The organism is Pseudomonas sp. JQ170C, assembly GCF_035581345.1.
Taxonomy (GTDB): Bacteria; Pseudomonadota; Gammaproteobacteria; order Pseudomonadales; family Pseudomonadaceae; genus Aquipseudomonas.
The window spans coordinates 4821889-4840447 of record NZ_CP141608.1; the positions used below are offsets into that span (position 1 = coordinate 4821889).

General features: G+C 62.2%; 16 protein-coding genes. 2 read left to right on the forward strand and 14 right to left on the reverse strand.

The features are described from left to right. Positions 1–40: 40 nt before the first annotated feature. From U9R80_RS21895 to U9R80_RS21905, 3 genes are read right to left on the reverse strand one after another with little or no spacing between them, the layout of a single operon-like run. Entirely contained in the window at positions 41–3202 is a 3162-nt protein-coding gene (locus U9R80_RS21895; protein ID WP_301841224.1) for a CusA/CzcA family heavy metal efflux RND transporter, read from the reverse strand. 18 nt (positions 3203–3220) lie between these two features. After that, a complete protein-coding gene (locus U9R80_RS21900; RefSeq protein ID WP_301841223.1) occupies positions 3221–4480 on the reverse strand; it encodes an efflux RND transporter periplasmic adaptor subunit in 1260 nt (419 codons plus the stop codon). 57 nt (positions 4481–4537) lie between these two features. Next, positions 4538–5797 carry a TolC family protein gene (locus U9R80_RS21905; RefSeq protein WP_442964921.1) on the reverse strand — a complete coding sequence of 420 codons (1260 nt, stop codon included), beginning with the start codon at positions 5795–5797 and terminating at the stop codon, positions 4538–4540. Between the two features lie 204 nt (positions 5798–6001). Here U9R80_RS21905 and U9R80_RS21910 point away from each other — a divergent pair, with 204 nt between their 5' ends. Further along, the gene (locus U9R80_RS21910) at positions 6002–6676 is read left to right on the forward strand and encodes a heavy metal response regulator transcription factor (protein WP_301841222.1); all 675 of its coding nucleotides are present in this window, start codon (positions 6002–6004) and stop codon (positions 6674–6676) included. Continuing rightward, positions 6673–8055 (forward strand): heavy metal sensor histidine kinase, encoded by a 1383-nt coding sequence (locus U9R80_RS21915; RefSeq protein WP_301841221.1) that lies wholly within the window; start codon positions 6673–6675, stop codon positions 8053–8055. Before U9R80_RS21910 ends, U9R80_RS21915 begins: the two co-directional genes overlap by 4 nt. A 101-nt stretch (positions 8056–8156) precedes the next feature. On the opposite strand, the gene pdxJ is transcribed toward U9R80_RS21915, so the two are convergent. From pdxJ to rpoE, 11 genes are all read right to left on the reverse strand, one after another. Next, on the reverse strand, positions 8157–8882 hold the full coding sequence (gene pdxJ / locus U9R80_RS21920) for a pyridoxine 5'-phosphate synthase (RefSeq protein WP_442964988.1): 726 nt from the start codon (positions 8880–8882) through the stop codon (positions 8157–8159). A 62-nt stretch (positions 8883–8944) separates the two neighbouring features. Beyond that, positions 8945–9628 (reverse strand): DNA repair protein RecO, encoded by a 684-nt coding sequence (recO, locus tag U9R80_RS21925; protein ID WP_301841219.1) that lies wholly within the window; start codon positions 9626–9628, stop codon positions 8945–8947. 57 nt (positions 9629–9685) lie between these two features. Beyond that, entirely contained in the window at positions 9686–10588 is a 903-nt protein-coding gene (gene era, locus U9R80_RS21930; RefSeq protein WP_028943431.1) for a GTPase Era, read from the reverse strand. Next, positions 10581–11270 carry a ribonuclease III gene (gene rnc, locus U9R80_RS21935; protein ID WP_028943430.1) on the reverse strand — a complete coding sequence of 230 codons (690 nt, stop codon included), beginning with the start codon at positions 11268–11270 and terminating at the stop codon, positions 10581–10583. Before rnc ends, era begins: the two co-directional genes overlap by 8 nt. Further along, the gene (locus U9R80_RS21940; RefSeq protein ID WP_301841218.1) at positions 11267–11392 is read right to left on the reverse strand and encodes a hypothetical protein; all 126 of its coding nucleotides are present in this window, start codon (positions 11390–11392) and stop codon (positions 11267–11269) included. The genes rnc and U9R80_RS21940 overlap by 4 nt, the downstream gene beginning before the upstream one ends. A 129-nt stretch (positions 11393–11521) precedes the next feature. Beyond that, on the reverse strand, positions 11522–12376 hold the full coding sequence (gene lepB, locus U9R80_RS21945) for a signal peptidase I (protein ID WP_301841217.1): 855 nt from the start codon (positions 12374–12376) through the stop codon (positions 11522–11524). Positions 12377–12381: 5 nt separating this feature from the next. Next, positions 12382–14181: a translation elongation factor 4 gene (gene lepA / locus U9R80_RS21950; RefSeq protein WP_028943428.1), complete on the reverse strand. Its 1800-nt coding sequence runs from the start codon at positions 14179–14181 to the stop codon at positions 12382–12384. Between the two features lie 190 nt (positions 14182–14371). Next, positions 14372–15751 (reverse strand): DegQ family serine endoprotease, encoded by a 1380-nt coding sequence (locus tag U9R80_RS21955; RefSeq protein WP_301841366.1) that lies wholly within the window; start codon positions 15749–15751, stop codon positions 14372–14374. A gap of 218 nt (positions 15752–15969) precedes the next feature. Continuing rightward, positions 15970–16935, reverse strand: coding sequence for a MucB/RseB C-terminal domain-containing protein (locus U9R80_RS21960; protein WP_301841215.1), 966 nt, complete (start codon positions 16933–16935; stop codon positions 15970–15972). 12 nt (positions 16936–16947) lie between these two features. Next, the gene (locus tag U9R80_RS21965) at positions 16948–17538 is read right to left on the reverse strand and encodes a sigma-E factor negative regulatory protein (protein WP_301841213.1); all 591 of its coding nucleotides are present in this window, start codon (positions 17536–17538) and stop codon (positions 16948–16950) included. Positions 17539–17569: 31 nt separating this feature from the next. Next, a complete protein-coding gene (gene rpoE / locus U9R80_RS21970; RefSeq protein WP_010220971.1) occupies positions 17570–18151 on the reverse strand; it encodes an RNA polymerase sigma factor RpoE in 582 nt (193 codons plus the stop codon). Positions 18152–18559: the final 408 nt, after the last annotated feature.

Below are 18559 nucleotides of genomic sequence, written 5' to 3' on the forward strand. Positions count from 1 at the left end.
ATCCTGACAAGGGCTGAATAACCCGAAGATGAGCGTGAAATTACAGTTTCGTCACCTCACCGCTGCCCTCCTCTTCGTCCTTGCGGTGGGCACGGTAGTAGAGCGCCGGGAGCACCAGCAGGGTCAGCGCGGTGGACGACAGAATCCCGCCGATCACCACGGTTGCCAGGGGGCGCTGGACCTCTGCACCGGTGCCCGTGGCCAAGGCCATGGGGATAAAGCCCAGAGAAGCCACCAGAGCGGTCATCAGCACCGGACGCAACCGCGTCAATGCGCCTTCATCAATGGCCTTGCGCAGCGAGTAGCCTTGTTCGCGCAGGCCGCGGATGAAGGCAATCATTACCAGGCCGTTGAGCACCGCCACACCCGACAGGGCAATGAACCCGACCCCCGCGGAAATCGACAGCGGAATATCACGCAGCCACAGCGCCACCACGCCGCCCGTCAAGGCAAAGGGAATACCGGTGAACACCAGCAGGCCGTCCTTGAGGTTGTTGAACATCATGAACAGCAACCCGAACACCAGCAGCAACGCCACCGGCACCACCACCTGGAGGCGCTGCGCAGCCGATTGCAATTGCTCGAACTGCCCGCCCCAGCGAATCCAGTACCCCGCCGGAATGCTGACCTGGCTGTCGATGCGCGTACCGGCCTCTTCCACGAACGAGCCGATATCACGGCCACGCACGTTGGCGCTGACCACCACCAGGCGCTTGCCGTCCTCGCGGCTGATCTGGTTGGGGCCCTGGACCAGTTGCAGGCTGGCGACGTCGGCCAGGGTGATGAAACCGATCTGGCCATTGCCTGCGGTACCGGCCGGCACCGGGATCAACAGTTGCGAGAGGCCGTCGATGTGGGTACGCAGGTTGTCGGCCAGGCGCACCACCATGTCGAAGCGGCGGTCGCCTTCGTACAGGGTCCCGGCCTGACGGCCGCCCACGGCCACGGCGATGGTGTCCTGCACATCACCGACATTGAGCCCGTAGCGCGCCGCCCTGTCGCGGTCCACATCGATGGTCAGCACCGGCAAGCCCGAGGTCTGTTCGACCTTGACCTCCGACGCCCCCGGCACCGCCTGCAGCGCTGCGGCAATCTGCGCGGCGGTGCGGTTGAGCTGGGCCATGTCATCGCCAAAGACCTTCACCGCCACATCGCTGCGCACCCCGGAAATCAGCTCGTTGAAACGTAGCTGGATGGGTTGCGACAACTCGTAGTTGCTGCCCGGCACCCGTGCACTGGCGCGCTGGATATCGGCGATCAGTTGCTCGCGCGACTTGCCCGGGTCTGGCCATTGGTCCTGGGGCTTGAGCATCACATAGCTGTCGGAAATGTTCGGCGGCATCGGGTCGGAGGCGATCTCGGCCGTGCCGGTCCGGGCGAACACCCGCTCCACTTCCGGCACCTGGCTAAGCACACTCTGCTCCAGGCGTTGCTGCATCGCGACCGACTCGCTGAGGCTGGTGCCAGGCACGCGCAGTGCCTGCAGGGCAAAGTCCCCCTCGCTCAGGCTCGGCACGAACTCGCTGCCCATGCGGCTGGCCAATACCCCGGACAGCACCACCATCACGCCCGCCAGCGTAAACGCCAGGGTGCGATGGCCCATCACCCACTGCAGCAGCGGCGCGTAACCGCGCTTGGCGCTACGCATCAGCAGGTTTTCGTCTTCCTTGACCTTGCCGGTCACGAACAGGGCGATCGCGGCCGGCACGAAGGTCACCGACAGCAGCATGGCGCCGAGCAAGGCGATCACCACGGTGAAGGCCATGGGGTGGAACATCTTGCCCTCGACACCGCTCAGGGCAAAGATCGGCAGGTACACCACCATGATGATCAACTGCCCGTAGATCAGTGGGCGGCGCGCTTCGCGGGCGGCATTGAAGACTTCATGGAAGCGCTCGGAGCGGGTCAACAGTCGGCCGTGATGCTGCTGGGCATGGGCCAGGCGACGGATGGCGTTCTCGACGATCACCACCGCCCCGTCGACGATGATGCCGAAGTCCAGGGCCCCCAGGCTCATCAGGTTGGCGCTGACCTTGTTGCTGAACATACCGGTGAAGGTAAACAGCATCGACAGCGGAATGATCATGGCGGTGATCAGCGCAGCGCGGATGTTGCCCAGGAACAGGAACAGAATCACGATCACCAGGATCGCGCCTTCGATGAGGTTCTTCTTCACCGTGGCGATGGCCTTGTCGACCAGGTTGGTGCGGTCGTACACCGTCACCGCGCTGACGCCAGCGGGCAGCGAGCGGTTGATCTCCACCAGCTTCTGCGCCACCGCCAGGGACACCGTGCGGCTGTTTTCGCCGATCAGCATGAACACCGTGCCGAGCACCACTTCACGGCCGTTCTCGGTGGCCGCGCCGCTGCGCAGTTCGCGGCCGATGCCCACCTCGGCGACATTGCGCACGCGGATCGGCGTACCGTCGACGTTGGCCAGCACGATGTTGGCAATGTCCTCGATACCGGCCAGTTGGCCCGGTGCACGAATCAGCAGTTGCTCGCCCCGCCGCTCGATATAGCCGGCACCGACGTTGGCATTGTTGCGTTCAAGGGCCGTTAGCAGATCGCCCAGGGTCAGCTTGTAGGAGGCCAGCCGTTTCGGGTCAGGCGCGATCTGGTACTCCTTGGCAAAACCACCAATGGTGTTGATCTCTGCCACCCCGCGCACGTTGCGCAGCTGCGGCTTGATGATCCAGTCCTGGATTTCGCGCAAATCGGTGGGCGTGTAGGGGCTGCCGTCAGGCTTGCGCGCATCGTCGGCGGCTTCCACGGTCCACAGGAAAATCTCGCCAAGGCCGGTGGAGATCGGGCCCATGGCGGCCTCCACACCGTCGGGCAGTTGACCGCGGGCTTGCTGCAGACGCTCGTTGACCAGTTGGCGGGCAAAGAACAGGTCGGTGCCTTCCTCGAAAATCACCGTCACCTGTGACAGTCCCGAGCGCGACAGTGAGCGGGTCTGCTCAAGGCCCGGCAAGCCGGCCATGGCAGTCTCGATGGCGAAGGTGATGCGCTGCTCGGTTTCAAGTGGCGAGAAACCCGCGGCCTGCGTGTTGATCTGCACCTGGACGTTGGTGATATCCGGCACGGCATCGATCGGCAGCTTCTGGTAGCTGGCCACACCCAGCCCCGCCATCAGCAGCACCGCCAGCAGCACCATCAGGCGCTGCTCGATGGCAAATTGAATAAGGCGTTCAAACATGAGGGGTACTCGCGCAGGTCAGTGGACGTGCTCGGCGCTGGCTTTGCCCAGCTCCGACTTGAGGACGAAACTGCCCGCTGCCGCGACCTGCTGGCCGACCTGCAAGCCCTTGCGGACTTCGACATAGCCATTGGCGCTGGCGCCCAGTTCCACCGGCTGGGCAACAAAACCTTCGCCGGTGCGGACGAACACCGTGGATTGTTCTTCGAGGGTCTGGATCGCCTGGTCCGGCACGCTGAGCGCAACCGCCAGGGTTTCGGTCGGCACCTGCACCGCCACGAACAAGCCCGGGCGCCAGGCACCACGCGGGTTGTCGAGGGTGACGCGGACGCTGGCAGTACGGGTCTGCTCACCGAGCAGGCTGCCGACATGGCTGATGCGCCCCTCGACCTGCTCACCCAGTTCACTGGCGACGATGTTCACCGGCATGCCGCTGCGCACCTTGCCCAGGTCCCGTGGTGCTACCCCAAAAGTTGCCCAGACCCGTGACAGGTCGGACAGGGTAAAGGCTGCGCTGGTCTCGTTGACCACCTCGCCCGGCACCAGGTGTTTCTCGACAATCTGCCCGGCGAACGGGGCGCGCAGTTCATAGCGATTGCCGCCCGCCAGCACCGTGGTGCCGCTCAGCGCGCTGATCTTCTGCCGGGCATTGGCCTGGGCAATCTCGGCCTCTTGCAGGGCCTGGCGGGCTTGCAGATAGTCCTGCTCGGCAGAAATGCCTTCTTGCCACAGGTCTTTCTCGCGCTGATAGGTGTTGCGCGCCAGTTCCAGGCGCCGTTGGCTGGCCGCCAGCTCGCTGCGCTGCTCGGAAATCTGCGGGCTGGCGATCACCGCCAGCAGCTCGCCGGCCTTGACCTGCTGACCGAGCACCACGGCCACCGACTCCACCACCCCGGCCGCCCTGGGCACCATGTGGGCGGTACGGTCTTCATCGAAACGGATCTCGCCGGGCAGCGACAGCGTGCGCTGCAATTGCCGGGGGCCGACCGGGGCCAGTTCGATGCCGGCCAGGTCGATCTGCTCCTGGCTGAGGGCGATGACGCCCTCTTCTTCCCCGTGGCCTTTCTCGCCACCTGCCGATTCACCCTGCCCGGATTCGCCATGCCCGGCCTCGCCGTGTTCGTGTTCGTCTTCGGCATGCCCCCCTTCTGCTTCGGCGTGATCGTGGGCAGACGCTGACGCCTCCAGCGCAGGGCCGCTCTGGCGTGCCAGCAGCACACCCAGCCCCAGGCCCAGCAACAAGGCTGCGACCAGCAGCGTCGTGGACTTCTTGTTCATGCAGACTCCTTAGCACTCACCGCCCAGGCGGCGACAATCAAAGATGGGAAACGGGGCTTAACGACCGGCCAGGCTCAAGTCGCCATAAATGCGCTCCAGACGTACCCGCGCATCGCTGCGCAGAGCCTGGGCCTGCAAGTACTGCAAGCGCGCCGCGACGAGGGTGCGCTGGGCATCGAGTACATCGAGAAAAGCGAACTTGCCGCGCTCGAAGCCGCGGGTGGCGGCGTCCAGCGCCTGTTGCGCCGAAGGCAGGATCGAGCGATCGAACGACTCCACCTCCTGCTCGGCAGTCCCCCACTGCGCCAGGGCCTGGATCACTTCACTGCGCAAACGCAGTTCGGCACCGTTGCGCTGGTCGCGGGCCTGGTCGGCGCGGCGGGCCGCCGACAGAACGTTGCCCTGGTTACGGTCGAACAGCGGAATCGGCATCGACACGCCCACCACGTTGATACGCTCGCGGTCGGTTTCGCTGTATTGGCTGCCCACGCTCACGGTCAGGTCGGGGATGCGCTGGGTGCGCGCCAGGTCCAGTGCGGCTTCGCGCTGGTCGATCTGCAGCCGGGCCAGACGCAGGTCGGGCGTGTGCTCCAGGCGGTCAAGCAATTGGCTGCGGCTGGGCACGACAGCGTCATCGTCATCCAGGCTTTCGACCCGGCTGAAGCGAGCCATGGGCGCCCCCGTCGCGGCGGCCAATTGCTGGTAGGCCACGGTCAGCGCTTGTTCGGCACGGGCTTTTTCCAGGCGGATTTCAGACACCTGCACCTGGGCACGGGTGGCCTCCACCGGCGAGGCGCTGCCAGCCTTGACCCGCCCCTGCACCACGCGCAGGCCGCGTTCACTCAGTTGCAGGGATTGCTCAGCCAGCTGCAGGCCTTCCTGGGCCTGCACGGCCGCCTGGAAGGCGCCGATCACTTCGGCGCGCAGCACATTGCGCTGGCGTTCAAGCTCAAGCGCTGCAAGCTCGGCATCACGCCCGGCCACGTTCAGGCGGGCACCGCGCTTGCCGCCCAGCTCGAACATCTGGCTGACACTGACGGTGGTGGTCTGTGAGCCGTCGCGGGTGTCTTCCATCTCCCACCCCACCTCCGGGTTGGGCAACACACCGGCCTGGCGCCGTTGGCCTTCGGCGATGTCGATTTCCCAGCGGGCCGCCGCCAGCTCAGGGTTGTTGGCCTGGGCTGTCTGCAGGGCATTGCCGAGGGTCAGTACGTTGTCTTGGGACGCTGCCAGTGCCAGCGAGGGCAAGGCCAGCAGCATCAGCATCAGCAGCATGCGGCCACGGCCTGTGCCGGGCCGGTCCAGGGAGAAAAGCATGGCAGGCTCCTGCGCCTTGTTCGGAGCCCGCACTGTAGTAATCGGGATTTATCCCCAAGATGACTCGAAAATTACAAATCTGTTATCCAGCCGACGCCGCCAGGCAGATGACTTAGTATCCGCCGCTCGACGCCTTTTCAGCCCTTGACCTTACAGCCGCTTCAGGGTTGAGAATCACCGCTTTTTACACCACCGAGTCATCCCATGCGTTTACTGATCATCGAGGACGAGCTTCGTACCGCCGACTACCTGCAACAGGGACTGAGCGAAAACGGTTACATCGTCGATTGCGCCCACACTGGCGCCGACGGCCTGCACCTGGCCCGCCAGCAGGCCTATGACCTGATCATTCTCGACGTCAACCTGCCTGAGCTCGACGGCTGGACCGTACTGCAGCGCCTGCGTGCCGACTCCAGCACGCGCATCATGATGCTCACGGCCCACGGCAAGCTCTCGGACCGGGTCAAAGGCCTGGACCTGGGCGCTGACGACTACCTGCTCAAACCCTTCGAGTTTCCCGAGCTGCTCGCCCGTATCCGCAGCCTGCTGCGCCGCAACGATCAGTCGCTGCAGCCGAGCACCCTGAAAGTCGCCGACCTTGAGCTGGACCCGGGTCGTCATCGCGCCTACCGCAGCGGCCAGCGCATCGACCTGACCGCCAAGGAGTTTGCGCTGCTTCACCTGCTGATGCGCCAGAGCGGCGAAGTGCTGTCGCGTACCCAGATCATTTCGCTGGTGTGGGACATGAACTTCGATTGCGACACCAACGTGGTGGAAGTCTCGATCCGCCGCTTGCGCGCCAAGATCGACGACCCGTTCGACGACAAGCTGATCCATACCCTGCGCGGCGTTGGCTACGTGCTTGAGGCCCGCGAATGAGGCCGACGCGGCTATCGCTGCGCCTGGGCCTGAGTGTGATCCTGATGGGCGCGGCATTGGTGCTGCTGCTGGCCTGCCTGGCGGTGCTGGCCCTGGACCACGAACTGGACAGCCGTGCGCGCAAGAGCCTGACGGCAAAGATGGGCCAGATCGAACACAGTCTGAGCATTGATCTGAAGGCCGACGATCTGCAGACGCGCGCCCACCCGCTGCTGGATGTGGTCATGGGCCATGACAACCTGAGCCTGAGCGTGATCGCCCTGACCGGCCGGCACTCGGCCTTGCTGACCCTGGGGCCGGGCCTTGATGCCGACAGGCTGCTGCGCATCCACAGCGACGAACACCTGACCTTCAGTCAATGGCAGGACAGCAATGACGATCAACTGCTGACCGCCTCGCGCTTGATGCACCTGCAGGACGGTACCGAGGTGCGGGTGCTGCTTACCGTCAATCGTGCCGATGACAACAGCCTGCTCCAGGCCTATTTGCGCTCGACCCTGTGGACCTTGCCGCTGCTGCTGCTGTTGATCGGCTTTGTCGCCTGGAAGCTGGTGCAGCGCGGCCTGACCCCGTTGCGCCGGTTTCGGCGGATCGCCGAGCAGGTGTCGGCCCAGCAACTGACCTTGCGCCTGCCTGAAACGGGATTGCCGCAAGAACTCAGTGATCTCGCCGGCAGCATGAACGTGATGCTCGACCGCATCGACGGCGGTGTGCAGCGCCTGTCGCAGTTCTCCGACGACCTGGCCCACGAGCTGCGTACGCCGATCAGTAACCTGATGGGCAAGGCCCAGGTGACCCTGGCCCGGGAGCGGCCGGTCGAGCAGTACAAGGAAGTGCTGGAAACCAGCATCGAAGAACTGACCCGCCTGAACCGGATCATCACCGACATGTTGTTTCTGGCCCAGGTCAGCCAACCGCAGACCCAGGTGCCGCTCAAGCCGGTGAGCCTGGCCGATGAAGTCACGCGGGTGAGCGAACTGTTCGAATTCAGCGCCGAGCAAAAAGGCATCGCCTTGCGCCAACAGGGATGGGGGACGGTCATGGGCGATCGCTTGATGGTGCAGCGGGCGCTGTCCAATTTGCTGAGCAATGCCATTCGCCACAGCCCCTCGGGGCATCCGGTTGATATCGGAATCGAGCGCTGTGGCGATGCGGTCTGTTTGTGGGTCGAGAACCAGGGTCCCGGGATTGCCCAGGAGCATTTGCCGCACCTGTTCGAGCGTTTCTATCGTGCAGGCTCGGGGCGTTCGCGACTTGAAGGCGGTACGGGGCTGGGGTTGGCGATCGTGAAGTCGATCATGCAGGTGCATCGAGGGGAAGTAGAGGTGCGTAGCGAATTGAATGGCGTGACGCGTTTCAGCCTGGTGTTTCCAGACTGAAACGCACGTGTGGGGCGGACTTGCTGTGGGAGCGGGCTTGCCCCGCGATGCGATGTCACTGACAGATCGCCATCGCGGGGCAAGCCCGCTCCTACAAGGGGTTAGCCGCGGCTGGCGGCCATGATCAGCGCTTTCATCTCGGCAACTGCCGACTTGAAGCCGACGAACAGCGCATGCGCCACCAGCGCATGGCCGATGTTCAGTTCGTTGATGCCTTTGATCGCCGCCACCGCTTCGACGTTGTGATAGTGCAGGCCATGGCCGGCATTGACGATCAGGCCCTGGGCCAGGCCAAAGGCCACGCCGTCGGCAACGCGCTTGAGCTCTTCGGCCACCTCGGTCGGGGTGTGCGCATCGGCATAGCGACCGGTATGCAGTTCAATGGCCGGGGCACCCACACGGCGCGATGCTTCGATCTGGCGCTCGTCGGCGTCGATGAACAGGGACACTTCCGAACCCATGCGCGACAGGCGTTCAACGGCCGCCTTGATCCGCGCTTCCTGGCCAGCCACGTCCAGGCCACCTTCGGTGGTCAGTTCCTGACGGGTTTCCGGTACCAGGCAGATGTGCGCCGGGCGAATGCGCTCGGCGAACGCCATCATTTCTTCGGTCACGCCCATTTCAAAGTTCATGCGCGTCTGCAACACGTCCTTGAGCACCAGTACGTCGCGCTCCTGGATATGCCGACGGTCTTCACGCAGGTGAACGGTAATGCCATCGGCGCCCGCCTCTTCGGCATCCAGCGCGGCCTTGACCGGGTCCGGGTAGCGCGTGCCGCGCGCCTGGCGCAGGGTCGCCACGTGGTCGATGTTCACGCCAAGCAGCATACGGTTGCTTTGAGTCACGAAGAGGCTCTCCTGAAAATTGAGCCTCACAGCATACGACGTGCTCAGCGCTTGCGAAACAGTTCGCGACTGACCAATGGCCGACCGCCGAGGTGAACCGCCAACGCCTGGCGCATCAAGCGCTTGGCGGCGCCCAGGGCGCCGGGTACGTCCCAGTCGGCATTGGCCATGGCCGCAAGCTCGGCACCGCTGAACAAACCGGGTTGCAGCAGATAGACACGCTCAAGCCCGGCATCCACCTGCAAGCGGTACAGACCGTCGATGGCCAGGGGGTCACCGTTGACGTCCTGGTCCAGGGCAAAGCCGTAGCCAAGCTCATCCAGCAGGCGCCATTCAAAGGCGCGCAGCAGCGGCTCCAGCGGCCGCCCGACACCCAAAGCCTGCAAGGTGGCGGCATACTGCTCGAACACGACTGGATTGGGATCTTCGGCGGGCAACAGGCGAATCAACAATTCGTTGAGGTACAGACCGCTGAACAACGCATCGCCATGCAGCCAGGCCGCCGTGCCGACGCTGTCCAGGCGACCGACGGTCTTGAGCTCGCCACGACCGCGAAACTCGACTTCAAGGGGCACGAAGGGACGTACCTGGCTGCCGCCCTTGCCACGGGCACGGCGCATCACTGCGCGCAGGCGCCCTTGCGGGGTGAGGAAATCAACCAGCGCACTGGTTTCACGGTAGGCCCGGCTGTGCAGCACGTAGGCCGGTTGGCCAACTGGCAGATCCATGAGCGGCGCTTCAGAAAAGGTTCGACCCGGCGGCGGACGCCACCGGGCCTGAAGGGATCAGAGGTCACCGTAGCCCAGCGAACGCAGGGCGCGTTCGTCGTCGGACCAGCCACCCTTGACCTTGACCCAGAGGTTGAGCATGACCTTGGCGTCGAACAGCACTTCCATATCCTTGCGCGCCTCGGAGCCGATGCGCTTGATCCGCTCGCCCTTGTCGCCAATGATGATCTTCTTCTGGCCGTCACGCTCGACCAGGATCAGCGCATGAATGTGCAGGATCTTGCCCTGCTGCTTGAACTCTTCGATCTCGACGGTGATCTGGTACGGCAGCTCCGCACCCAGTTGGCGCATGATCTTTTCGCGCACCAGTTCAGCAGCGAGGAAGCGGCTGCTGCGGTCGGTGATCTGGTCTTCCGGGAAGAAGTGGTCGTTTTCCGGCAGGTGCTTGGCGATCAGGCCTTCGAGGGCTTCGAGGTTGTGCCCCTGCTGTGCGGAAATCGGTACGATCTCGGCGTTTGGCAGTTGCTCCTGCAGCCATTGCAGGTGCGGGATCAGGTCGGCTTTCTCTTCGATCCGGTCGGTCTTGTTGATCGCCAGTATCACCGGGCCCTGCACATACTGCACACGCTCCAGCACCAGCTGGTCTTCGTCGGTCCACTTGGTGCGGTCGACCACGAAGATCACCACGTCGACGTCCTTGAGGGCGGCCGAGGCGGTTTTGTTCATGTAGCGGTTGAGCGCCTTTTCGTTGCTCTTGTGCATACCCGGGGTATCGACGTAGATAGCCTGGATGTCACCCTCGGTCTTGATACCGAGCATGTTGTGGCGGGTGGTCTGCGGCTTGCGCGAGGTGATCGCCAGCTTCTGGCCAAGGATATGGTTGAGCAGGGTCGACTTGCCCACGTTCGGGCGGCCGACAATGGCAACATAGCCGCAGCGGGTAGTATTCGTATCAGTCATTGCCATTCTCCACGCCCAAGGCGATCAGTGCTGCGGCGGCCGCCACTTGCTCGGCGATACGCCGGCTAACACCCTGCCCTCGGCTTTTTTCAGTCAAAAGGGTCACTTCGCATTCGACGAAAAACGTCCGGCAATGGGGTTCACCTTGAATATCCACCACTTCGTATCGCGGCAGTTCGCAGGCCCGCGACTGCAGGAATTCCTGCAGACGGGTCTTCGGATCTTTGTTGGTATCGACCAGGGTCAGGCTCTCGAACTCACCGGTCAGCCAGGCCAGCACGCGCTCGCGGGCGGTCTGCATGTCCGAGTCCAGGTAGATGGCGCCAATCAACGCCTCCAGAGCGTCGGCCAGGATCGACTCGCGACGGAAGCCACCGCTCTTCAGCTCACCGGAACCCAGGCGCAGGTACTCGCCCAGGTCGAAACCACGGGCCAGCACAGCCAGGGTCTCGCCCTTGACCAGACGTGCACGCAAGCGTGACAGCTGGCCTTCCCGTGCTTGAGGGAAGCGCTCGAACAGCGCCTCGCCGGCGACGAAGTTGAGGATCGCATCGCCGAGGAACTCGAGGCGTTCATTGTTGCGACCGGCAAAACTGCGGTGCGTGAGGGCCAGCAGCATCAGCTCCTGGTTCTTGAAGGTGTAGCCGAGCTGGCGCTCGAGGCGGCTCAAGGAAACGCTCACAGTGTACCCACGCGCTGTTCGTGGTCGAGGTAGTGGCCAGGCGCCTGGGCGCAAGGCTCGCACATTTGTTCGTACAGGGCCGCCATCGGGGCCGCTGCCGTCGGATTCAACGCTTTGTTCAAATCAACATCCTGAAAGACAGTTTGGCTCATGCCCACCGGCGCCGGCGGCCCAGTTGGATCGCTAGATCCCTGAACAAGCCTATGCCAGAAATGCATTCGGCGCTGTCCCAGGACAGCGCCGTTGTGGTGTTACTTGATCAGGCCCACTCGCGAAAGGTTCGGGAAGTGGCTGAGTTTGGGCTCTGGCCAGCTCATCCAGACCGCGAAGGCCTTGCCGACGATATTCTGGTCCGGGACCATGCCATGCAGCGCCTTGGGAATATTGGGGTCATCCCAGTAACGGCTGTCGTTGGAGTTGTCGCGGTTGTCGCCCATCATGAAGTAGTGACCGGCCGGGACTGTCCATTGCTGGTCAGGCGGCATGCGGTAACGGCTCATTTCCTTGCGGATCATGTGTTCGGTTTCACCGAGCTTTTCCTTGTACAGTTCGGCACTGCCCAGGGTGCCCGGCTCGGTGCCGACCAGTTGTTCGGCAATCGGCTGACCGTTGACGAACAGCTTCTTGTCGCTGGTGTAGCGGATCTGATCGCCCGGCAGGCCAACCACACGCTTGATGTAGTTGACGTTCGGGTCGCTCGGATAGCGGAACACCATCACATCGCCACGCTGTGGATCACCGATCTCGATGACCTTCTTGTCGATCACCGGCAGGCGAATCCCGTAGGAGAACTTGTTCACCAGGATGAAATCGCCCACTTCCAGGGTCGGCTTCATCGATCCCGACGGGATTTGGAAAGGCTCGACCAGGAACGAACGCAGCACCAGGACAATGAACAGCACCGGGAAGAACGACTTACCGTACTCGACCAGCAACGGTTCCTTGTTCAACTGCTCGACCACTGCCATTTCGGGCTGGCGGACGCTGCCCTGATAGTTGGCGATCGCCGAACGCCGGCGAGGCGCCAGGAACAGCAGATCGACCAGGGCCAACAGACCGCAGACGGCAACGGCGATGACTAGCAACAGCGGGAAATTTAGCGACATAGGACCTAACTATCCAACCTGAGCACGGCGAGGAAGGCTTCTTGTGGAATCTCCACGTTACCGACCTGTTTCATGCGTTTCTTACCGGCCTTCTGCTTTTCCAAAAGCTTGCGCTTACGGCTCACGTCACCACCGTAGCATTTGGCCAGTACGTTCTTTCTGAGCGCCTTGACAGTGGTTCGCGCCACAATCTGCCCGCCAATGGCGGCCTGGATTGCCACGTCGAACATCTGCCGAGGAATCAGTTCCTTCATCTTCTCAGTCAATGCGCGGCCCTTGTAGTGCGCATTGTCGCGGTGAACGATCAGCGCCAGGGCGTCGACCTTGTCACCGTTGATCAGTACATCGAGCTTGACCAGATTGGCCGACTGGTAGCGGTCGAAATGGTAGTCCAGCGAAGCATAGCCGCGGCTGGTGGATTTCAGGCGGTCGAAGAAGTCCAGTACCACTTCGTTCATCGGCAGGTCGTAGCGCACCTGCACCTGCGAACCGAGGAACTGCATGTCGCGCTGTACGCCACGCTTCTCGATGCACAGGGTGATGACGTTGCCCAGGTGCTCTTGTGGCACCAGGATGGTGGCGGCGACGATTGGCTCGCGGAAGTCTTCGACGGCGGATACGTCCGGCAGCTTCGACGGGTTATCGACGTAGATGGTCTCGCCGGTCTTGAGCTTGACCTCGAAGATTACGCTTGGCGCGGTGGTGATCAGGTCCAGGTCGTATTCGCGCTCCAGGCGCTCCTGGATGATCTCCATGTGCAGCATGCCAAGGAAGCCACAACGGAAACCGAAGCCCAGTGCATCGGAGCTTTCCGGCTGGTACTGCAGCGACGAGTCGTTCAGGGTCAGCTTCTGCAATGCATCACGAAAATCTTCGAAATCATCGGAACTGACCGGGAACAGGCCGGCGTAAACCTGAGGCTGAATGCGTTTGAAACCTGGCAGCACCTCGACCTCGGGAGTCGAGTTCAGGGTCAGGGTGTCGCCCACTGGCGCCCCGTGAATGTCCTTGATGCTGGCGATGATGAAGCCTACTTCACCGGCTTTCAGGTCTGCAGTCTGGGTGTGCTTGGGGGTGAATACACCGACGCTGTCGACCAGGTGCACCTTGCCGGTGGACTTGACCAGAATCTTGTCGCCTTTCTTCACCCGGCCGTGACGCACACGCACCAGGGACACGACGCCCAGGTAGTTGTCGAACCAGGAGTCGATGATCAGCGCCTGCAGGGGCGCCTCGATGTCACCTGTTGGCGCAGGGATGGTGTGCACCAGGCGCTCGAGCACCTCGTCCACGCCCATGCCGCTCTTGGCGCTGCAGGCCACGGCGTCGGTGGCGTCAATGCCGATGATCTTCTCGATCTCGTCCTTGACCTTGTCTGGATCTGCCTGGGGCAGGTCCATCTTGTTCAGTACCGGCATGACCTCAAGGCCCTGCTCGATGGCGGTGTAGCAGTTGGCGACCGATTGAGCCTCTACGCCCTGGCCGGCATCGACCACCAGCAGCGCACCTTCACAGGCCGCCAGCGAGCGGCTGACTTCGTAGGTGAAGTCAACGTGGCCGGGGGTATCAATGAAGTTCAGCTGATAGGTTTTGCCGTCCTGCGCCTTGTAGTGCAGGGTGACACTGTGGGCCTTGATGGTGATACCGCGCTCACGCTCCAGGTCCATGGAATCGAGTACCTGGGCTTCCATCTCACGCGCGGTCAAGCCGCCGCACATCTGGATGAAACGGTCCGCCAGGGTCGACTTGCCATGGTCAATGTGGGCGATGATGGAGAAATTGCGGATATGACTCAAATCACTCACGGGTCAACACTCAAAAAGGCTGCGGGACGAACGCCCACCGAAAAATAGCCGGGAATTGTACCTGAAGCTGAAGGGATATGGGAGATTCCGTATTACCCATCGCGACTGCAGGAACGGGCTTGCCCCGCGATAAATTGTTACCCCTACGGAAAAAGGGCGGCTTGCGCCGCCCTTCTCCTTTCAGTCCAGCTTATTCAGCCAGCTTGAAGGTAATGAAGCTTGCGCGGCCCTGACGCAGCACGCGCATCGACACCGAACGGTTCTTCGGCAGTTCCTTGGCGATTTCGGTGAACTGCTTGGCGTTCAGGATCGCCTGGTTGTTCAGGTGGCTGATGACATCACCTGGACGCAGGCCAATCAAGGCCGCAGGGCCGTCCTGGACTTCCTTGATCACCACGCCGCCCTTGAGCTCAAGGGTCTTTTTCTGCTCGGCGGTCAGGTCGGAAACCGAGACACCCAGGCGGTTGCTGCTGCGTTCCACACCACCGGAAGCGTTGGTGGTGATATCGGCGTCATCATCAGGCAGTGCACCGATGGTGACATCCAGGTTCTGGCGCTTGCCGTTGCGGATGATCTCCAGCTTGGCCTTGGCACCGTCCTTCAGGCCACCGACCAGGTGCGGCAGGTCGGCCGACATGACGATCGGCTGACCGTTCATGCTCAGGATCACGTCACCCACTTGCAGGCCACCCTTGGCTGCCGGGCCATCTTCAAGCACCTGGGCTACCAGGGCACCGGAAGGCTTGTCCAGGCCAAAGGATTCAGCCAGGTCCTTGTTGACCTCCTGGATCACCACGCCCAGCCAGCCGCGGCTGACCTTGCCGTCTTTCTTGAGCTGGTTGGATACATCCAGCGCCACGTCGATCGGGATGGCGAACGACAGGCCCATGAAGCCACCGGAACGCGTGAAGATCTGCGAGTTGATACCCACCACCTCGCCGTTCATGTTGAACAGCGGGCCACCGGAGTTACCGGGGTTAATCGCAACGTCGGTCTGGATGAACGGTACATAGGTGTCGTTGGGCAGGGTACGGCCCTTGGCGCTGACGATACCTTTGGTCACCGAGTGGTCGAAACCGAACGGCGAGCCGATCGCCAGCACCCACTCACCCACTTTCAGCTTGCTGGAGTCGCCCAGCTTGACGGTTGGCAGGTTCTTGCCTTCGACCTTGAGCAAGGCCACGTCGGTACGCGGGTCAGTGCCGACCAGCTTGGCTTGCAGTTCGCTGCGATCGGACAGGCGGACGATGATTTCGTCAGCGTCGGCAACCACATGGTTGTTGGTCAGTACATAGCCATCGTCGGAGATGATGAAGCCCGAACCCAGGGATTGCGCTTCACGCTGGCGGTCACCGCGTGGCGAGCGTGGGTTTTGAGGCATGTTGCGCTCGAAGAACTCGCGGAACATCGGTGGCAGGCCTTCAAGGTCTGGCATCTCACCCGTCGCGTACTTGCGTTCCGGCAGCTTCTGCTTTGTCGAGATGTTCACTACAGCCGGCGAAGCCTGCTCGACCAGGGTGGTGAAGTCCGGCAGGGCTTCAGCCTGGGCGGTGACCACCTGACCGAGCATGAACACGGCGGCGAACAACGATAGGTAGGTTTTCAAGCGTGGTATTGACATACGGCTCCCGTCACATCGAGCGTGGTTAGCAGTAGGGCCCTGCAGACGCAGGAAAGGCCAGACCCCGAAAGGACTGACCTATAGAAAAATTCTGGAATATTTGCAAACTGCAAAGCTTGCCAATCATGTCAGCCAAGGAATCCTCGACCCGTCAGCATACGTGCGGTTCATTTCTGTGCCTGAGTGTCCTGAGATCGCATCGACAATGCAATCCGCTCGGCAGTACCGATCGGGATTTCGCCCACCACCGTGACCATGACTTCGCCCTTGGGCGTGGTCAGGCGTCGCGAAACCGCAACGGTAGGGCCCAGCTGGGTGCGGACGTCGATTGCCGAACTTGTTCCCAGTGCTTCGATAAAGACCGAGAACCGCGCCAGGCCATCATCGTACATCAGGTTGCTGACCGTGCCCTTGTCTTGTGGGTCCTTGCGCACCGAGCTACCAATCAGCTCAAAGCCTGGCGGCAGCCAGTCGGAACGCCAGCCGGTGGCCGGCTGTGTCGCTTGTTCGGCCACCTGGGTGACCGGTTTGCACAGATCGCTCGCCTTGAGCTCATCTTCGCTTGGCGCCTGGTCGGTTACCAGTCGGGTGAACTGGAATCGCTCCAGCAAGCGCCCCTTGTCATCGAGCATCAGCGACTTCAATGGCAAGCCGGTCTGGCGATCAAGGTGCAGCTCGAATGCGTAGCGGTGTTGATCTCGAGGGCTGAGGGTAACAATCACCGCTTCACGGTCTGCCACCCGGGATTTGCCGGCGACCCCGAGGTCATACCAGCTCATCAGTTTCAGAGGATCGAGTACTCGCGCTGTGGACTCTGGCGAATTACTCACGCCAGGCGCCAAGGTTCCGCTCACGCACTGGGTATGCCCGTCGACACGCACGACTTCCTGGGCCGAGCCATCGAGCTGTAACAACCGCTCGCTGACCTTGCCGTCCTGGACACGATGCCAGATGTCGTGGGTGGAGAAGCTGCCGTTACGCTCGTAAACGAAAGTACCTTGATAACTCTGCTGCTGCTCGGCTTGCGCCAGCTTCTTGAGCCAGTCACTCGCTTGCGGCGAGGAGTTGGCAGCGAGGGCCGGCAGTGAGAGCCAGCCACCCAACAACAGCGGTATGAGAGGTAGCGCGCGCATGATCCTCCTTACTCAGCGATTTTCCAGGCTTGCCGCACGGGCATAAGGCAGAGCGCTCTCGGTTCCCTTGAGTGCTGCTTCCTGAGCATGCTGGCGCAGATAGCCGGGCAGACGCTGGTCGTGCCAGCCGGATTGCCCCTGCAGGACGCCGTTGGCCATCGGGCCTGGCTGTTCTGCACTTTCACTATAGCCTGCCAGCACGGCAGGGCCTTGAACCTGTGGCACGCTCAGTCCCTGCTGGGCAGGTTGCTGGGCAGCCAGTTGGGCGCCGCTGATTTCGTCCTGGTTGTACAAGCGTACACCGGCCAGCACGGCAACAGTGACCGAAGCGGCCACAGCCAGGCGACCCAGGCTGCGCCATGGACCACGGTTGACCTTGACTGGCGTGGCTTCGTCAGCCAGCGCAGCAGAAACGGCAGAGGCGATGTCCAGTTGTGGCAGCACCAGTTCCTTGTGCATTGCCGCACGGGCAACCTGGTAACGCGACCAGGTGGCACGGGTTTCGGCGTCGTCGACGGCGTTCAATACCCGACGTAATTCCAGTTCGTCCGCTTCGTTATCCATCACCGCGGACAGCGATTCCTGCAAAGCTTCACGACTCATGGCGGTTCCTCTCTTGGCTGTCGCCGCTGTCTCAGGTTTCCTGCAACAACGGCTGCAGGGCTTTGTCTATGGCCTCCCGAGCGCGGAAGATTCGAGAGCGCACGGTACCCACCGGACACTGCATGACGCTCGCAATGTCCTCGTAACTCAGACCATCGAATTCACGTAAAGTTAACGCCGTACGTAAATCTTCTGGCAGTTGCTGAATAGTCCGATGGACGGTGCCTTCGATCTCATCCCGCAACAACGCGCGCTCTGGAGACTCAAGATCCTTGAGGCCGTGGTCGCCGTCGTAGAACTCCGCATCCTCGGAGCTCACATCGCTGTCCGGTGGCCGCCGACCGCGGGACACCAGATAGTTCTTTGCCGTGTTGATGGCAATGCGGTACAGCCAGGTGTAGAAGGCACTGTCGCCGCGAAAATTACCCAGCGCCCGGTAAGCTTTGATGAAAGCTTCCTGCGCCACGTCCTGCGCTTCATGGGTGTCGTGTACAAAACGCACGATCAACCCGAGAATCTTGTGCTGATACTTCAGCACCAACAGATCGAACGCTCGCCTGTCGCCACGCTGCACGCGCTCGACAAGCTGCTGATCCTCTTCCTGGGTTAGCATGAACACTCCTCGGTGATCTTGAAGGAGCGTTGCGTCAAGCGTCGTTCAGGCTTGCAACCATAGACTCGGGCTTTGCGCAAAAGTTCTCCCCTCCAAGCAAGTTTCCTGCGGCCCTTGGTCGGCTCGCACGAAAAACGCAGCGCGGTCACGGCCGGCTGCGTCGATAATCGGGTCTCGAATACGCCGACAGCGCCGAGTGACCAGCTACTGCCATGCGTCGCCGCGGCATTGTGGCGTGCGGACAACCTTCTATGGATATCCACACCGCGTGGAAAGTTCCAAAAAAGCCGTTGGAGCCACGCAAGCGCCATTGGAAATCAGGGCCTTGGGGCTGCTATAAAGGCAACCGGTCCAGATTCACGATAGTTTCACAATGCCATACGCGCCTGACTATTGTGCCGATCCCCC

Bases quoted from the DNA above. Each gene is read 5' to 3' on its own strand.
- U9R80_RS21965 (WP_301841213.1), bottom strand. From the start codon at position 17,538: ATGAGTCGTGAAGCTTTGCAGGAATCGCTGTCCGCGGTGATGGATAAC.
- U9R80_RS21955 (WP_301841366.1), bottom strand. From the start codon at position 15,751: ATGCTCGGTCAGGTGGTCACCGCCCAGGCTGAAGCCCTGCCGGACTTC.
- U9R80_RS21910 (WP_301841222.1), top strand. From the start codon at position 6,002: ATGCGTTTACTGATCATCGAGGACGAGCTTCGTACCGCCGACTACCTG.
- rpoE (WP_010220971.1), bottom strand. From the start codon at position 18,151: ATGCTAACCCAGGAAGAGGATCAGCAGCTTGTCGAGCGCGTGCAGCGT.
- lepB (WP_301841217.1), bottom strand. From the start codon at position 12,376: ATGTCGCTAAATTTCCCGCTGTTGCTAGTCATCGCCGTTGCCGTCTGC.
- U9R80_RS21960 (WP_301841215.1), bottom strand. From the start codon at position 16,935: ATGCGCGCGCTACCTCTCATACCGCTGTTGTTGGGTGGCTGGCTCTCA.
- U9R80_RS21895 (WP_301841224.1), bottom strand. From the start codon at position 3,202: ATGTTTGAACGCCTTATTCAATTTGCCATCGAGCAGCGCCTGATGGTG.
- era (WP_028943431.1), bottom strand. From the start codon at position 10,588: ATGACTGATACGAATACTACCCGCTGCGGCTATGTTGCCATTGTCGGC.
- pdxJ (WP_442964988.1), bottom strand. From the start codon at position 8,882: ATGCTGCTTGGCGTGAACATCGACCACGTGGCGACCCTGCGCCAGGCG.
- U9R80_RS21905 (WP_442964921.1), bottom strand. From the start codon at position 5,797: ATGCTTTTCTCCCTGGACCGGCCCGGCACAGGCCGTGGCCGCATGCTG.
- recO (WP_301841219.1), bottom strand. From the start codon at position 9,628: ATGGATCTGCCAGTTGGCCAACCGGCCTACGTGCTGCACAGCCGGGCC.
- U9R80_RS21915 (WP_301841221.1), top strand. From the start codon at position 6,673: ATGAGGCCGACGCGGCTATCGCTGCGCCTGGGCCTGAGTGTGATCCTG.
- U9R80_RS21900 (WP_301841223.1), bottom strand. From the start codon at position 4,480: ATGAACAAGAAGTCCACGACGCTGCTGGTCGCAGCCTTGTTGCTGGGC.